Source organism: Pseudomonas sp. IT-P2, from assembly GCF_949767575.1.
GTDB classification, from domain to species: Bacteria; Pseudomonadota; Gammaproteobacteria; order Pseudomonadales; family Pseudomonadaceae; genus Aquipseudomonas; species Aquipseudomonas pharyngis.
Genome location: NZ_CATKQA010000033.1, coordinates 275,926 through 292,038, shown reverse-complemented (window position 1 = coordinate 292,038; position 16,113 = coordinate 275,926). Strand labels below are relative to the sequence as shown.

General features: G+C 60.2%; 13 protein-coding genes. All 13 read right to left on the bottom strand.

The window, feature by feature from the left end:
• Positions 1-105 precede the first annotated feature (105 nt).
• The 13 genes from ACM6JM_RS17420 to uppS all read right to left on the bottom strand — a co-directional run bounded on the left by ACM6JM_RS17420 (position 106) and on the right by uppS (position 16,109).
• Positions 106-1,053, bottom strand: a complete 948-nt coding sequence (locus ACM6JM_RS17420; RefSeq protein WP_011332694.1) for an acetyl-CoA carboxylase carboxyltransferase subunit alpha — start codon at positions 1,051-1,053, stop codon at positions 106-108.
• A 139-nt stretch (positions 1,054-1,192) separates the two neighbouring features.
• Positions 1,193-4,714 carry a DNA polymerase III subunit alpha gene (gene dnaE / locus ACM6JM_RS17415; RefSeq protein ID WP_085748115.1) on the bottom strand — a complete coding sequence of 1,174 codons (3,522 nt, stop codon included), beginning with the start codon at positions 4,712-4,714 and terminating at the stop codon, positions 1,193-1,195.
• 76 nt (positions 4,715-4,790) lie between these two features.
• Positions 4,791-5,417 carry a ribonuclease HII gene (gene rnhB / locus ACM6JM_RS17410; RefSeq protein WP_039769682.1) on the bottom strand — a complete coding sequence of 209 codons (627 nt, stop codon included), beginning with the start codon at positions 5,415-5,417 and terminating at the stop codon, positions 4,791-4,793.
• 11 nt (positions 5,418-5,428) lie between these two features.
• Positions 5,429-6,559, bottom strand: a complete 1,131-nt coding sequence (gene lpxB, locus ACM6JM_RS17405; protein WP_414882253.1) for a lipid-A-disaccharide synthase — start codon at positions 6,557-6,559, stop codon at positions 5,429-5,431.
• A gap of 2 nt (positions 6,560-6,561) precedes the next feature.
• A complete protein-coding gene (lpxA, locus tag ACM6JM_RS17400; protein ID WP_039769679.1) occupies positions 6,562-7,338 on the bottom strand; it encodes an acyl-ACP--UDP-N-acetylglucosamine O-acyltransferase in 777 nt (258 codons plus the stop codon).
• On the bottom strand, positions 7,335-7,775 hold the full coding sequence (gene fabZ, locus ACM6JM_RS17395) for a 3-hydroxyacyl-ACP dehydratase FabZ (RefSeq protein WP_003222142.1): 441 nt from the start codon (positions 7,773-7,775) through the stop codon (positions 7,335-7,337). Before fabZ ends, lpxA begins: the two co-directional genes overlap by 4 nt.
• A 106-nt stretch (positions 7,776-7,881) precedes the next feature.
• Positions 7,882-8,937 (bottom strand): UDP-3-O-(3-hydroxymyristoyl)glucosamine N-acyltransferase, encoded by a 1,056-nt coding sequence (lpxD, locus tag ACM6JM_RS17390; RefSeq protein WP_039769677.1) that lies wholly within the window; start codon positions 8,935-8,937, stop codon positions 7,882-7,884.
• A 3-nt stretch (positions 8,938-8,940) separates the two neighbouring features.
• Positions 8,941-9,444 carry an OmpH family outer membrane protein gene (locus tag ACM6JM_RS17385; protein ID WP_003222140.1) on the bottom strand — a complete coding sequence of 168 codons (504 nt, stop codon included), beginning with the start codon at positions 9,442-9,444 and terminating at the stop codon, positions 8,941-8,943.
• Between the two features lie 45 nt (positions 9,445-9,489).
• Complete coding sequence (gene bamA, locus ACM6JM_RS17380; protein WP_074691300.1) at positions 9,490-11,880, bottom strand: outer membrane protein assembly factor BamA; 2,391 nt, start codon at positions 11,878-11,880, stop codon at positions 9,490-9,492.
• 74 nt (positions 11,881-11,954) lie between these two features.
• The gene (gene rseP / locus ACM6JM_RS17375; RefSeq protein ID WP_103386557.1) at positions 11,955-13,307 is read right to left on the bottom strand and encodes a sigma E protease regulator RseP; all 1,353 of its coding nucleotides are present in this window, start codon (positions 13,305-13,307) and stop codon (positions 11,955-11,957) included.
• Positions 13,308-13,360: 53 nt separating this feature from the next.
• Entirely contained in the window at positions 13,361-14,551 is a 1,191-nt protein-coding gene (gene ispC / locus ACM6JM_RS17370) for a 1-deoxy-D-xylulose-5-phosphate reductoisomerase (RefSeq protein ID WP_414882252.1), read from the bottom strand.
• Positions 14,548-15,354 carry a phosphatidate cytidylyltransferase gene (locus ACM6JM_RS17365; protein ID WP_039769669.1) on the bottom strand — a complete coding sequence of 269 codons (807 nt, stop codon included), beginning with the start codon at positions 15,352-15,354 and terminating at the stop codon, positions 14,548-14,550. Before ACM6JM_RS17365 ends, ispC begins: the two co-directional genes overlap by 4 nt.
• A complete protein-coding gene (gene uppS, locus ACM6JM_RS17360) occupies positions 15,354-16,109 on the bottom strand; it encodes a polyprenyl diphosphate synthase (protein ID WP_007954779.1) in 756 nt (251 codons plus the stop codon). Before uppS ends, ACM6JM_RS17365 begins: the two co-directional genes overlap by 1 nt.
• Positions 16,110-16,113: the final 4 nt, after the last annotated feature.

Below are 16,113 nucleotides of genomic sequence, written 5' to 3'. Positions count from 1 at the left end.
TCGCGAAAGCGGTGAAACAGCCAACACAATTGTTGAATGTTACATCGCATTCGCGGGCAAGCCCGCTCCCACAGTGTTTTGCATCGCTGGTTGGAACGGCTCGACTTAGAGACCGTAGCTCATCAGACGATCATAACGACGCTTGAGCAGCGCTTCGTTGTCGAACTTCTTCAGCATCGCGAGTTGCGAGCTCAGCTCGGCGCGGATCGATGCTGCGGCAGCGGCCGGATCACGGTGGGCGCCGCCCAGAGGCTCGCTGATCACCTTGTCGACGATGCCCAGGCCTTTCAGACGCTCGGCGGTGATGCCCATCGCTTCAGCAGCATCCGGCGCCTTCTCTGCGGTTTTCCACAGAATCGAAGCGCAGCCTTCCGGCGAGATCACCGCGTAGGTCGAGTACTGCAGCATGTTCAACTGGTCGCACACGCCGATCGCCAGTGCACCGCCGGAACCACCTTCACCAATCACGGTGGCGATGATCGGGGTTTTCAGGCGGGCCATGACGCGCAGGTTCCAGGCAATCGCTTCGCTCTGGTTGCGCTCTTCAGCATCGATACCAGGGTACGCGCCCGGGGTGTCGATAAAGGTCAGGATCGGCATCTTGAAACGCTCGGCCATTTCCATCAGGCGGCAGGCCTTGCGGTAGCCTTCCGGACGCGGCATGCCGAAGTTGCGGCGTACCTTTTCACGCACTTCACGGCCCTTCTGGTGACCGATCACCATCACTGGCTGGTCTTCCAGACGTGCCACGCCGCCCACAATGGCCGCGTCGTCGGAGAAGTGACGATCACCGTGCAGTTCGTCGAACTCGGTGAAGATGTGCTCGATGTAGTCCAGGGTGTAAGGACGTTTCGGGTGACGCGCCAGACGTGCGATCTGCCAGCTGGTCAGCTTGCCGAAGATGTCTTCGGTGAGCGTCTTGCTCTTGTCCTGCAGGCGGGAGATCTCATCGCCGATATTCAGCGAATTGTCATTACCGACCAAGCGCAACTCTTCGATCTTGGCTTGCAGGTCGGCGATCGGCTGTTCGAAATCTAGAAAATTCGGGTTCATAGGCGTCCGTCTTGGGTCGTGTCCCAAATGAGCTTGGGCCGGCCGGTTGTCTATTCGCGCCCTACCTTAAGGGAGAGGCGCGCTGAGGTCGAGATTAAAAATTCAGGTTGTGGGCAGGCGCTTTGATGGCACCTCCCGGTCAACGGTATTGGAGGAAGACGTTGTCTCGCCCGAACTGGTCACGCAGGGCTTGAATCAAGGCATCCGCCGGGTCAATCCGCCAGGTCTCGCCAAACTGCAGCAAGGTCTTCGCATCGGGACTGGTGTATTCCATGGTGATCGGGCACGCACCGCGATGACGCTTGAGCAAATCACCCAACCAGCGTAGCTGATCGCCTTTCAGATCCTGTGTCTGCAACTTCAGGCGCAGGCTCTCGGCGAGGTTGGTGCGCGCATCTTCCATGCTCATCACCCGCTTGACCCGCAGGCGCAGGCCGCCGGAGAAGTCATCGTTGCTGACCTCGCCTTCGACCACCACCATTGCGTCGGTCTGCAGCAGCGACTGCGCGGAGTGGAACGCATCGGCGAACAGCGACGCCTCGATCCGCCCGGATCGGTCGTCGAGGGTGATGAAGCCCATCTTGTCGCCCTTTTTGTTCTTCATCACCCGCAGGGCGATGATCATCCCCGCCACGGTCTGGGTGTCCCGTGCCGGTTTCAGGTCGATGATGCGCTGGCGGGCGAAACGGCGGATTTCGCCTTCGTATTCGTCGATCGGGTGGCCGGTCAGGTACAGGCCCAAGGTGTCTTTTTCACCTTTGAGCCGCTCTTTGAGCGTCAGCTCTTTCGCCTTGCGGTGAATCGCGTAAACGTCCGCGTCCTCCTCAACGAACAGCCCGCCGAACAGGTCGGCGTGGCCGCTGTCACGGGTGCGCGCGGTCTGCTCGGCCGACTTGATCGCCTCTTCCATCGCCGCCAGCAGCACGGCGCGGTTGCGGTCGATGTTGGCCTGATAGGCCTTCTGCTCGTCATGGAAGTACGGACCGAGGCGATCCAGCGCACCGCTGCGGATCAGACCGTCCAGCGTGCGTTTGTTGATGCGTTTGAGGTCGACCCGGGCGCAGAAGTCGAACAGATCCTTGAACGGACCGGCCTGACGGGCCTCGGTGATCGCTTCCACCGGACCTTCACCGACACCTTTGATCGCGCCCAGGCCGTATACGATGCGGCCTTCGTCGTTCACCGTGAACTTGAACTCCGAAGTGTTCACGTCCGGCGCGTCGAGGCGCAGCTTCATCGTGCGCACTTCCTCGATCAAGGTCACGACCTTGTCGGTGTTGTGCATGTCCGCCGACAGTACCGCGGCCATGAACGGCGCCGGGTAGTGGGCTTTCAGCCAGGCGGTCTGGTACGACACCAGGCCGTAGGCGGCGGAGTGGGATTTGTTGAAGCCGTAGCCGGCGAATTTTTCCACCAGGTCGAAAATGTTACCGGCCAGATCCGCGTCGATATTGTTCGACGCACAACCCTCAATGAAACCGCCGCGCTGCTTGGCCATTTCCTCGGGTTTCTTCTTGCCCATCGCCCGACGCAGCATGTCCGCACCACCGAGGGTGTAACCGGCCATGACTTGGGCGATCTGCATCACCTGTTCCTGATACAGGATGATGCCGTACGTCGGCGCCAGTACCGGTTGCAAACCTTCGTACTGGTAATCCGGGTGCGGATACGCAAGTTCAGCGCGACCGTGTTTACGGTTGATGAAGTCATCCACCATGCCCGACTGCAGCGGGCCCGGACGGAACAGGGCCACCAGTGCGATCAGGTCTTCGAGGCAGTCGGGCTTGAGCTTTTTGATCAGCTCTTTCATGCCGCGGGATTCGAGCTGGAACACCGCGGTGGTTTCAGCTTTTTGCAGCAGCTGATAAGTCGGCTTGTCATCCAGCGGGATGAACGCGATGTCCAGCGGCGGTTCGTTGACCTTGGCGCGGTCACGGTTGATGGTCTTCAGCGCCCAGTCGATGATCGTCAGGGTCCGCAGGCCGAGGAAGTCGAACTTCACCAGACCGGCCGCCTCGACGTCGTCCTTGTCGAACTGGGTCACCAGACCGTCGCCGGCCTCGTCGCAATAGATCGGCGAGAAGTCGGTCAGCTTGGTCGGCGCGATTACCACACCACCGGCGTGTTTACCGACGTTCCGCACCACGCCTTCGAGCTTGCGCGCCATCTCCCAGATTTCCGCCGCTTCTTCATCGACCTTGATGAAGTCACGCAGGATTTCTTCCTGCTCGTAGGCTTTTTCCAGGGTCATGCCGACTTCGAACGGAATCATCTTCGACAGGCGATCGGCCAGGCCGAACGACTTGCCCTGGGCCCGCGCCACGTCACGAACCACAGCCTTCGCAGCCATGGAACCGAAGGTGATGATCTGGCTTACGGCATTGCGGCCGTACTTTTCGGCCACGTAATCGATCACCCGGTCGCGACCATCCATGCAGAAGTCGACGTCGAAGTCGGGCATCGATACCCGTTCCGGGTTGAGGAAACGTTCGAACAGCAGGTCATATTCCAGCGGGTCGAGGTCGGTGATCTTCTGCACATAGGCCACCAGCGATCCGGCACCCGACCCCCGGCCCGGGCCCACCGGCACACCGTTGTTCTTGGCCCACTGGATAAAGTCCATCACGATCAGGAAGTAACCGGGGAACCCCATCTGGATGATGATATCCAGTTCGAAATTCAGCCGGTCAACGTAGACCTGACGCTTGGCCTCGTAGTCCTCGGTGGTGTCCTTGGGCAGCAGCACGCTGAGGCGCTCTTCCAGGCCATCGAAAGAGACCTTGCGGAAATACTCGTCGATGGTCATGCCATCGGGAATCGGGTAATCCGGCAGGAAGTGCTTGCCCAGCTTCACATCAATGTTGCAACGCTTGGCGATCTCGACGGTGTTCTCGATCGCATCCGGCAGGTCGCTGAACAGCTCGGCCATTTCCTCGGCGCTTTTCAGATACTGCTGGTCGCTGTAGTTCTTCGAACGCCGCGGATCGTCGAGGGCCCGGCCCTCACCGATGCAGACGCGGGTTTCGTGAGCGGCGAAGTCTTCCTGCTTGATGAAGCGCACGTCGTTGGTGGCTACCAGCGGCGCGCCGAGCTTGTCGGCCAGGGCCACGGCACCGTGCAACTGTTCTTCGTCGTTCGGACGATTGGTACGCTGAATTTCCAGATAGAAGCGATCCGGGAACACTGCCATCCATTCGCGGGCAAGCGCCTCGGCTTCGGCGGGGTTGCCGCCGATCATGGCCATGCCGATCTCGCCTTCCTTCGCGGCGGACAGCATGATCAGGCCTTCGTTGGCCTCGGCGACCCACTCGCGCTCGATGATGACCATGCCGTTGCGCTGACCGTCGATGAAGCCACGGGAAATCAATTCGGTCAGGTTGCGATAGCCCTGGGCATTCATGACCAACAGGCTGATCCGGCTCAGCGGACCATCCGGGTCCTTGTTCGACAGCCACAGGTCGGCGCCGCAGATCGGCTTGATCCCGGCACCCATGGTGTTTTTATAGAATTTGACCAGCGAACACATGTTGTTCTGGTCGGTCACCGCAACGGCCGGCATGCCCATGCCGGTCAGGGCCTTGACCAGCGGCTTGATCCGCACGAGCCCATCGACCAGGGAGTATTCAGTGTGCAGGCGTAGATGAACGAATGAAGCCGGCATAGTGATCCTGTCCAGTTACATAGAGACAACAAGGCCCGGATTGTACCGGGCCCCGAACAAAACATCAGCCTTGCCGCTAAACCTGCGTCAGGCCTTGCAGCGCTTCGTAAGCCTGACGCACCGGGGCAAACGAACGCCGGTGAATCGGCGTCGGCCCGAGGCGTGACAGCGCTTCCAGATGAACGGGGGTCGGATAGCCTTTATGGCCGCCGATGCCGTAACCCGGGTAGATCAATTCAAACGCCGCCATCTCGCGGTCGCGGCTGACCTTGGCCAGAATCGATGCCGCTGCAATCGCCGGCACCTTGCCGTCGCCCTGCACCACCGCTTCGGAACGCATCGGCAGTTTCGGGCAGCGGTTGCCGTCGATCATCGCCAGTTTCGGCTGGATGTGCAGGCCAGCGACTGCGCGTTGCATCGCCAGCATGGTGGCGTGAAGGATGTTCAGCTCGTCGATTTCTTCGACCTCGGCGCGGGCGATGCACCAGCTGAGCGCCTTCTCGCAGATTTCATCGTAGAGCTTTTCGCGCTTGGCTTCGGTGAGTTTTTTCGAGTCGTTCAGACCGAGGATCGGCCGATTCGGATCGAGGATCACCGCTGCGGTGACGACCGCTCCGCACAACGGACCGCGACCGACTTCATCCACGCCGGCCACCAGCTCTTCGACTTCGGCGACCAGGGTGAAATCCAGGCCCATCTGCATGCTTGTCTTGCTCATCGTGTTTGCCCGATCAGGTTCAGAACGGCGTCAGCCGCCTGATTGGAAGCGTCCAGGCGCAGGGTGCGATGGATCTCGTCGAAGCCACGGGTCTGCTCTTCGCCACCGTCGATCAATGGCGACAGGGTCTGGGCAAGCGCCTCGACCGTCGCATCATCCTGCAACAATTCCGGCACCAGCAGTCGCTGGGCCAGCAGGTTCGGCAGTGAGACGTACGGACTCTTGACCATACGTTTGAGAATCCAGAACGTCAGCGGCGCAAGACGGTACGCCACGACCATCGGGCGCTTGTACAGCAGCGCTTCGAGGGTCGCTGTACCCGACGCGATCAGGACCGCATTGCACGCCGCCAGGGCCAGGTGGGATTTGCCATCGAGCAGGGTCACTGGCAGATCGCGGCCAGCCAGCAATTCTTCAAGCTGGGCACGACGCTCGGGGCTGGCGCACGGGATGACGAAACGCACACCCGGGCGCATGGCCCGCAAGCGTTCGGCGGTATCAAGGAACAACGCACCCAGACGGCTGACTTCGCCGCCCCGGCTGCCCGGCATCAAAGCCACCAGCGGACCGTCCGACAGACCGAGTTCGGCACGCGCGGCGGCGCGATCAGCCTCCAGCGGAATGGTATCGGCCAGCGTATGGCCGACGAACCGCACCGGCACGCCCTTCTCTTCGTAGAAGCTGGCTTCGAACGGCAGCAGCGTGAGCATCAGGTCGCAGCCTTCGCGGATCTTCAGCACCCGCTTCTGCCGCCACGCCCACACCGAAGGGCTGACGTAGTGCACGGTCTTGATTCCGGCCTGACGCAGCTTGAGTTCGATATTGAGGTTGAAATCCGGTGCGTCGATGCCGATGAACACATCCGGTTTTTCAGCGATAAGCGTGGCGATCAGGTCTTTGCGGCGCTTGAGCAGTTCACGCAAGCGTCCCAGGACCTCCACCAGGCCCATGACCGACAGACGCTCCATCGGAAAATAGGAAGTCAGGCCTTCGGCCTGCATCAGCGGGCCACCGACACCGATGAACTCCACCGCAGGGTGCTGTGCCTTGAGGGCCCGCATGAGGCCTGCGCCCAGAATGTCACCGGAAGCCTCCCCCGCCACCAGCGCAATACGCAGATTGGCCATGGTCAGCGGGTGATGCCGCGGGTCGACGACTGGATGGAGTCACGAAACATCGCGACCTCCGGGAACTGGGCGGACGGCTCGGCCAGTTCGGCCAGCGCCTGCTCGACGGTCAGGCCCTGGCGATACACCGTTTTGTACGCACGTCGCAGCGCGTGAATGGCGTCTTCGCTGAAACCGCGACGACGCATGCCCTCGAAGTTCATGCTGCGCGCTTCGGCCGGGTTGCCGAATACGGTGACGAACGCCGGGACGTCCTTGCCGATCGCCGTACCCATGCCGGAAAAGCTGTGGGCACCAATGTGGCAGTACTGATGAACCAGGGTGAAACCGGACAGGATCGCCCAGTCATCAACGTGCACATGGCCGGCCAGCGCGGTGTTGTTGACCAGAATGCAGTGGTTGCCGATGACGCTGTCATGTCCAATGTGGGCATAGGCCATGATCAGGTTGTGATCACCCAGGGTCGTTTCGGAACGATCCTGAACGGTACCACGGTGGATTGTCACACCTTCACGGATGACGTTGTGGTCACCGATCACCAGACGGGTTTCTTCGCCCTTGTATTTCAGGTCCGGCGTGTCTTCGCCTACCGAGGAAAACTGGTAGATGCGGTTGTGCTTGCCAATACGGGTCGGACCTTTGAGGATCACGTGTGGCCCGATGACCGTACCCTCGCCGATTTCCACACCTGCACCGATGATCGACCACGGGCCGACCTCGACGCCTTCAGCCAGGACGGCCGACGGATCGATGATTGCGCGAGGGTCAATCAAACTCATAGCTTGCGTTCCGCACAGATGATTTCAGCAGAGCAGACCGGCTTGCCGTCGACCGAAGCCTGGCATTCGAACTTCCAGATCTGACGCTTGCAGCTGATGAACTTGGCTTCGAGGATCAACTGATCACCCGGCAGCACTGGCTGGCGGAAACGCAGCTTGTCGGAGCCGACGAAGTAATAAAGGGTGCCGTCGGCCGGTTTCACGTCAAGCATCTTGAAACCGAGGATCCCGGCAGCCTGAGCCATGGCTTCGATGATCAGCACGCCCGGCATGATCGGGTGCGCAGGGAAGTGACCATTGAAGAACGGTTCGTTGATGCTGACATTCTTGTAGGCGCGAATGCGCTTGCCTTCCGTATCCAGCTCCACTACCCGGTCCACCAGCAGGAACGGGTAACGGTGAGGCAGGTATTCGCGAATCTCGTTGATGTCCATCATTTCGGGGGGAAGCCTATGTAAAGATTGGGAGCGCGACTGACGCGCACTCCTCTAGCAAATCAAGGAGGCAGTCCAGAGGCTGTGCACACTTGATATGGAAATGGTATCAGCCTTCAGATGAAGCATTACCGTCGGGGGTCACTTCCCCGGACCGCTTTTCCAGCTGTTTCAAACGTCGCGCGATGTCATCGAGCTGACGAATACGGGCCGCGCTTTTGCGCCATTCGGCCGCGGGTTGCATAGCTGTGCCGGAAGAATAGGCACCCGGCTCGGTAATCGAGTGGGTCACCATGGTCATCCCGGTCAGGAATACGTTGTCGCAAATATCGATATGCCCTACCAGGCCAACACCCCCGGCGAGCATGCAGTGCTTGCCGATTTTGGTGCTGCCGGAAATCCCCACGCACGCGGCCATGGCGGTGTGGTCACCGACCTGCACGTTGTGGGCGATCTGAATCTGGTTGTCGAGCTTCACGCCATTGCCGATCACGGTATCGGCCAACGCACCGCGGTCGATGGCGGTATTCACGCCGATCTCCACATCGTCACCGATGGTCACGCCGCCGATCTGGGCGATCTTCTGCCAGACACCCTTCTCGTTGGCAAAACCGAAGCCTTCACCACCAAGTACGGCGCCGGACTGGATCACCACCCGCTTGCCGATCCGCACATCGTGATACAGCGTGACTCGCGGGGCCAGCCAGCCGCCCTCGCCGATTTCACTGCGCGCACCGACGACGCAATGCGCGCCGAGTGTCACGCCAGCACCGATTCGCGCACCCGCTTCGATCACCACGAAGGGACCAACACTGGCGCTCGGATCGACCACGGCGTCCTCGGCGATCACGGCAGTCGGATGAACGCCGGCAACAGCCTTGGGTTTCGGATCGAACAGATGGGAAATGCGTGCGTAAGCCAGGTAAGGATCCGGCACCACCAGCGCATTACCGGCATAACCTTCCGCGTCGGCAGCCTTGAGCAAAAGAGCTGCGGCCTGCGAGCCAGCCAGGTATTTACGGTATTGGGGGTTTGCCAGAAAGCTCAACTGAGCTGGGCCAGCCTCCTGCAAGGTGGCTAGCCCAGTAATTTGCTTCTCGGGGTCGCCACTCAAGGTGGCGCCGAGGAACTCGGCCAACTGGCCGAGCTTGATAGTCACGGTCATGGGTTACTTCAGCTGATTCATGCGCTCGATAACCTGGCGCGTGATGTCGTACTGAGGTTTGACATCGATCACTGCGCCACGCTCGAACACCAGGTCAAAACCACCTTTCTTGATGACTTCTTCCACTGCGCTATCCAGTTTCGGCTTCAGTTGCTTGAGCATTTCGCGGTCGGCAACAGCCTTGGCTTCGTTCAGCTCCTTGGACTGGAACTGGAAGTCACGAGCCTTTTGCTTGAACTCAAGCTCCAGACGCTCGCGCTCGCCTTGCTGCATCTTGTCGCCACCGGCCATCAGACGATCCTGAATGCCCTTGGCACTGCTTTCCAGGGTCTTGAGTTTGGTCAGTTGCGGGCCGAACTTCTTCTCGGCGTCCACGGCGTATTTCTTGGCTGCGTCGGATTCCAGCAGGGCCATCTGATAGTTCAGAACGGCGATTTTCATGTCGGCAAATGCCGGGCCTGCCACCAGTACGGAGGCCAGGAGAACCAATTGAGTCAACTTACGCACGATGCACTCCTACAAAATCCATTGTCGTTGTCTTGGGTCAGACGCTTAGAACGTCTGGCCCAGGGAGAATTGGAACACTTGAGTTTCAGCTTCATCCGGTTTCTTGATCGGCATCGCCAGTGCAAAGCTCAGCGGGCCCAGTGCGGTGACCCAGGTCACACCGACACCGACGGAGCTGGCCATGTTGCTGAGGCTGATGTCGTTGCACTGAGTGGAAGAAGTCGAACCGACAGTCGCGTTGGTAGTCTTCTCGCACTTGGAGTCAAATACGTTACCCACGTCCCAGAATACCGAAGTACGCAGCGAACGCTGATCCTTGACGAATGGCAGCGGGAACAACACCTCGACACCACCCTGGATCAACACGTTGCCACCGAACGGCAGCGGATCCTGATCCGGGTCACGCAACGTACCGGCGTTACCGGTCACACCGGCGCCACGACTAGGGGTACTGCGTGGACCCAGCGTGCTGTCTTTAAAGCCACGAACCGAGTTGAAACCACCAGCATAGTAGTTTTCATAGAACGGCAAGCCGTCGGTCGAACCGTAACCATCGCCATAGCCCAGCTCGGTGTGCAGGCGCATGGTGTAGTTCTCGCTCAAAGGCTGGAACAACTGGCCACGGTAATCGAGCTTGAAGAACGACAGATCGCTGCCTGGAATGGTGGTTTCCAGGGTCAGGCTCTGGGAACGACCACGGGTTGGCAGCACACCCTTGTTCAGGGTCGACTCGGACCAGCCGGCCGAAGCCTTGAAGTTCAGGTAGTTGTCGCCTTCACGCTTAACGAAGTCGAAAATCTCGTCAACGGTGTACTGGCCGGTCTTGATCTTGTCCTGCTGAGCGGACAGGCCGAAGGTCAGACGCGAAGTCTCGCTGATCGGGTAGCCCACGTTCACGCCGGCACCCAGGCTGTCTACCGCATAGCTCGCTACGTCGACATCGAGGTCTTTGTAGTCGGTGGTGCGGTAGAACGCGTTGTATCCCAGGCTCACGCCATCGGCGGTCCAGTAGGGGTCAACGTAGCCGAAGTTGTAGCGGCTCTGGTATTCGCTGCGGGTCAGGCCGACGCTGACGCGATTACCGGTACCAAGGAAGTTGTTCTGGGTGATCGAACCACCGAGGATCAGACCGGCGCTCTGGGCGAAACCCACGCTGGCGGTGATCGAACCGGAAGCCTGCTCTTCCACGCTGTAGTTCACGTCAACCTGGTCGTCGACACCTGGCACGGCCGGGGTCTCGACGTTGACTTCTTTAAAGAAGCCCAGACGCTCCAGACGGGTCTTGGACTGGTCGATCAGGTAGGTAGAAGCCCAGCCACCTTCCATCTGACGCATTTCACGGCGCAGCACTTCGTCCTCGGACTTGGTGTTGCCACGGAAGTTGATGCGGTTGACGTAGGCACGCTTGCCCGGATCGACAGCGAACAGGATATCGACGGTGTGATCTTCGTCGTGCGGTTGTGGCACGCCGTTGACGTTGGCGAAGGTGTAACCCTCGTTACCCAGACGACGGGTGATCAGTTCGGAAGTGGTGGTCATCAGCTTGCGCGAGAACACCTGACCTTTCTGCACCAGCAACAGCGACTTGACCTGGTCCTCAGGGACTTTCAGGTCACCGCTGAGCTTGACGTCACGAACGGTGTACTTCTCGCCTTCGTTGACGTTGACGGTGATGTAGACGTGCTTCTTGTCCGGGGTGATGGACACCTGGGTCGAAGCGATATCCATGTTGATATAGCCACGGTCCAGGTAGTAGGAACGCAGACGCTCCAGGTCACCGGACAGTTTTTCACGGGCATACTTGTCGTCGTTCTTGAAGAACGACAGCCAGTTGGTGGTTTTCAGTTCGAACAGGTCGGTCAGGTCTTCCTCGGGGAAAACCGTGTTGCCCACCACGTTGATGTGCTGAATGGCGGCGACGGTGCCTTCGTTGATCTTCACTTTCAGGCCGACGCGGTTGCGCGGCTGCGAGACCACTTCGGTATCGACGGTGGCCGAGTAACGACCTTGTGCAACGTATTGACGTTGCAGCTCGTTACGCACGCCTTCGAGGGTCGCACGCTGGAAGATCTCGCCTTCGGCCAGACCGGATTGCTTGAGGCCTTTCATCAGGTCCTCGGTGGAGATCGCCTTGTTGCCTTCGATCTCGATGCTGGCGACCGAGGGACGCTCGACGACAGTGATCACCAGAACGTTGCCTTCGCGGCCCAGCTGGATATCTTGAAAGAAACCGGTTTTGAACAGCGCACGAGTGGATTCCACCAGGCGACGGTCATCCGCCTGCTCGCCGACGTTCAACGGCAAGGCACCAAAGACGCTACCCGCGGAGACCCGCTGGAGGCCATTGACGCGAATATCAGAGATAGTGAAGGACTCGGCGTGAACTTCGGCGATCATCAATACGGTGAGAACCGCAGTTAGCAGCAGACGTTTCATGAAGTCCTTTCTTATTCCAACTGGCAATAAACAAACTGCCGCAAAATGCGGCAGATTCGCAATTCAGCGAAGCGTTACAGACGACCCAGATCGTTGACCAGAGCAAGCAACATCACTCCGACCACCAAGCTGATACCGATCTGTATCCCCCAACCTTGCACCCGATCCGACAAGGGACGACCACGCGCCCACTCGATCAGATAAAACAACAAATGCCCCCCATCCAGTACAGGAATGGGCAGCAAATTCAGAACCCCCAGGCTAATACTCAGATAAGCAAGGAAATTCAGGAAATCAGCGACGCCCGACTGGGCAGAAGCGCCCGCCACTTTAGCAATGGTTATCGGTCCACTCAAGTTTTTTACCGAGAGCTCGCCGAAGAGCATTTTCTTCAGTGAATCCAGCGTCAGAACGCTCATGGTCCAGGTACGACGGGCACCCTCGCCAATCGCCGCCAAAGGCCCGTAGCTGACCTCGCGGATCATTTCCGGCGGCCAGTCGACAGCCTTGACACCTGCCCCCAGGTAACCGCTTGGCGACTTCCTATCGCCACGCGCGGCCAGCGTCACAGGGACGTCGATTTGAACACCGTCGCGCTCGACGCGCAGCACGATTTTGGTATCAGGACGCGTACGAACGGTATCGACCACCTGCTGCCAGTCATCCAGCGCCTTGCCATCCAGTGTCAGCAGGCGATCGCCGGTTTTCAGCCCGGCTGTCTGGGCCGGGCCTTTCGGATCAAGTTCGGCCAGCACCGGCGGCAATGCCGGGCGCCAAGGGCGAATGCCGAGGGAGCGAATCGGATCGGGCTCGTCGGCCCCCTTGAGCCATTTATCGAGTGCCAGTTCACGAGGCGTATCAGCCGTAGAGCCCTGCTCGCGCACCAGTACCTGCAAGGAACCGCTTTCGCCGAGACGTCGCACCAGCTGGAGGTTGACTGCAGCCCAGCCCGAGGTCGGCTCGCCGTCGATCGCGACAATTTCCTGACCAGCGCTCAGCCCCGCTGTCGCAGCGATGCTGCCGGACTCCACCGAACCGATAACCGGACGAATCTGCTCGCTGCCGAGCATCGCCAGCACCCAGAAGAACACCAGCGCCAGCAGAAAGTTAGCCACAGGGCCGGCCGCGACGATGGCGATCCGCTGACGAACAGACTTGCGATTGAATGACTGATGAAGCTGATCGGCCGGCACTTCGCCTTCGCGCTCGTCGAGCATCTTGACGTAGCCACCCAGCGGAATCGCGGCGACTACGAACTCGGTACCCTGCTTGTCATGCCAGCGCAGCAGCGGCATGCCGAAGCCCACGGAGAAACGCAGAACCTTGACGCCACAGCGACGCGCGACCCAGAAGTGGCCGAATTCGTGAAAGGTGACCAGCACACCCAGAGCGATCAGGGTGCCGGCAATCATATAGAGCGCGCTCATCTACTTTCTCCGCAATCCTGTCCAGTGCCGCGTGAAGCCATGTGTTGCAAGACCTATCGGCCGTGACGACTCAACCATTGCCCGGCCAATGTCCGGGCGGTTGCATCAGCGGCGAACACCGCATCGAGATCATCCAGCGTCACCACAGGCTCGAGATTCAAGACTTCCTCGATGATACTCGCGATTTCCAGGTAGCGAACCCGTCCGTCGAGAAACGCGGCAACCGCCACTTCATTCGCCGCGTTGAGCATGGCCGGGGCACTGTTTCCCGCCTCGGCGGCCTGCCGCGCCAGGCGCAGGCACGGGAAACGCTCTTCGTCGGGAGCTTCGAAATCCAGGCGCGCCACAGCGAACAGATCCAGCGGCGCCACGCCCGAGTCAATGCGCTCTGGCCAGGCCAGGGCGTTGGCAATCGGCGTGCGCATATCGGGATTGCCCAACTGCGCCAGCACCGAACCATCCACGTAATCGACCAGCGAATGGATCACACTCTGTGGATGAATCACCACTTCGACTTGCGATGGCATGGCATCGAACAACCAGCAGGCCTCGATCAATTCGAGCCCCTTGTTCATCATGCTGGCCGAATCCACCGAAATCTTGCGCCCCATGGACCAGTTCGGGTGTGCACAGGCCTGATCCGGTGAAACATGCGCCAGTTCGGCCATCGGCGTCTGCCGGAAAGGGCCACCAGAGGCTGTCAGCAAAATCCGACGGACCCCAACGTTACTCAGCCCGCGAGCAAAGTCCTGCGGCATGCACTGAAAAATCGCGTTGTGTTCGCTGTCGATCGGCAACAGGACCGAACCGCTCTTGCGCACAGCCTGCATGAACAAGGCGCCGGACATGACCAGCGCTTCCTTGTTGGCCAGAAGAATCTTCTTGCCCGCCTCGACAGCCGCGAGAGTCGGGCGCAGGCCCGCGGCGCCGACGATGGCAGCCATGACAGCATCCACCTCGGGCGCAGCAGCGACCTGACACAAACCTTGCTCACCGAACAGCACCTGCGTCGACAGGCCCGCCGCACGCAAATCGTCCTGCAGGTTGCGAGCAGCGCCGGCTTCCGGCACTACCGCAAATTTCGGGTGATGACGAACGCACAGGGCAAACAGCTCGCTCAGACGGGTAAAACCGCTCAGGGCGAAAGTCTGATAACGCTCCGGATGCCGGGCGATGACATCCAGGGTGCTCAGGCCGATCGAACCGGTCGCACCCAGGACGGTAATCTGCTGCGGGCGACTCACGATGCCGCCATCCACAGCAGCACCGCGAACACCGGGATCGCCGCTGTCAGGCTGTCGATGCGATCCAGCACGCCACCGTGGCCGGGCAGCAGATTACTGCTGTCCTTGATGCCGGACTGGCGCTTGAACATGCTTTCGGTGAGGTCGCCCACCACCGAGATGAAGACGATCACCGCAGCACCGATCAGGCCCTTGAACAGCTGCGCCACCGTCCAGTCACGGAACAGCGCGACCAGGGTGGTGATGACCAGGCTCAGCGCCAGACCGCCATACACGCCCTCCCAGCTTTTTCCGGGACTGACTTGCGGCGCCAGCTTGCGCTTGCCGAACGCACGACCGGAGAAGTACGCCCCGATATCAGCCCCCCAGACCAGCACCATCACCGCCATGATCAACCAGTTACCGAGCGGGTATTGCTTGATCAGTACCAGCCCTTGCCAGGCAGGCAACAGAATCAGCAAACCGATTACCAGCTTGGCGGCGGCGCTGGACCAATGCTCACTGGAGCGCGGATACGTCAGCACCAGCCAGGTCGCCAGCACCCACCAGATCACCGACGCGCCCAGCACCCATGGCGCCAGCCCCGGCAGGATGTACATGACGAACAGCATCAGCGCGACCACCGCCGCGTAGCCAACACGGAATGCCTGCGCGGTGAAGCCGGCCAGGCGTGCCCACTCCCAGGCACCCAGACTTACGACCAGCCCGATGAACAGGGCAAAACCGGACCCTTCGAGCAGGAAAAAACCACCCAGGGCGATCGGCAACAGAATCAGTGCAGTGATGATGCGTTGTTTAAGCATTAAACCCGGGCTCCAGCTTCGACCTGCTCGCTCGTTTTACCGAAGCGACGCTGGCGCAAAGCGAAATCGGCCAGCGCATTGCGCATGGCTTCGTGTTTGAAGTCCGGCCAGAACAGGTCGGAGAAGTACAACTCGGCGTACGCCAGCTGCCACAAGAGGAAGTTGCTGATGCGATGCTCGCCGCCGGTGCGGATGCACAAGTCGGGCAACGGCAGATCACCAGTGACCAGACAGGTCTGCAGCAGATCCGGGGTGATATCTTCCGGGCGCAAATGCCCGGCCTGAACCTCACGCGCCAGACGCTGCGCCGCTTGCGCAATGTCCCACTGACCGCCGTAGTTGGCAGCGATCTGCAGGATGAAACGGTTGGCACCGGCGGTCATCGCCTCAGCTTCACGCATCGCTGCCTGAAGCTCGGGATGAAACCGCGTACGGTCACCAATGATGCGCAGACTGATGTTGTTGTCGTTCAGGCGCTTGGCCTCACGACGCAACGCCTTGAAGAACAGATCCATCAAGGCACTGACCTCATCGGCCGGGCGCTGCCAGTTTTCACTGGAAAAAGCGAACAGGGTGAGCACCTCGACCTTGGCCTCGGCACACACCTCGATCACCGCCCGCACAGCGTCCACGCCCGCTTTATGCCCGGCAACACCTGGCATGAAGCGTTTTTTCGCCCAGCGATTGTTGCCATCCATGATGATCGCGACATGGCGCGGCACCGCGGACGGCGCAGTCTGCTTGGTCTTGTCCATTTAA

Coding starts and splice junctions, on each gene's coding strand:
- ACM6JM_RS17420 (WP_011332694.1), bottom strand. CDS start 1,053: ATGAACCCGAATTTTCTAGATTTCGAACAGCCGATCGCCGACCTGCAA.
- dnaE (WP_085748115.1), bottom strand. CDS start 4,714: ATGCCGGCTTCATTCGTTCATCTACGCCTGCACACTGAATACTCCCTG.
- rnhB (WP_039769682.1), bottom strand. CDS start 5,417: ATGCAGATGGGCCTGGATTTCACCCTGGTCGCCGAAGTCGAAGAGCTG.
- lpxB (WP_414882253.1), bottom strand. CDS start 6,559: ATGGCCAATCTGCGTATTGCGCTGGTGGCGGGGGAGGCTTCCGGTGAC.
- lpxA (WP_039769679.1), bottom strand. CDS start 7,338: ATGAGTTTGATTGACCCTCGCGCAATCATCGATCCGTCGGCCGTCCTG.
- fabZ (WP_003222142.1), bottom strand. CDS start 7,775: ATGATGGACATCAACGAGATTCGCGAATACCTGCCTCACCGTTACCCG.
- lpxD (WP_039769677.1), bottom strand. CDS start 8,937: ATGACCGTGACTATCAAGCTCGGCCAGTTGGCCGAGTTCCTCGGCGCC.
- bamA (WP_074691300.1), bottom strand. CDS start 11,880: ATGAAACGTCTGCTGCTAACTGCGGTTCTCACCGTATTGATGATCGCC.
- rseP (WP_103386557.1), bottom strand. CDS start 13,307: ATGAGCGCGCTCTATATGATTGCCGGCACCCTGATCGCTCTGGGTGTG.
- ACM6JM_RS17365 (WP_039769669.1), bottom strand. CDS start 15,354: ATGCTTAAACAACGCATCATCACTGCACTGATTCTGTTGCCGATCGCC.
- uppS (WP_007954779.1), bottom strand. CDS start 16,109: ATGGACAAGACCAAGCAGACTGCGCCGTCCGCGGTGCCGCGCCATGTC.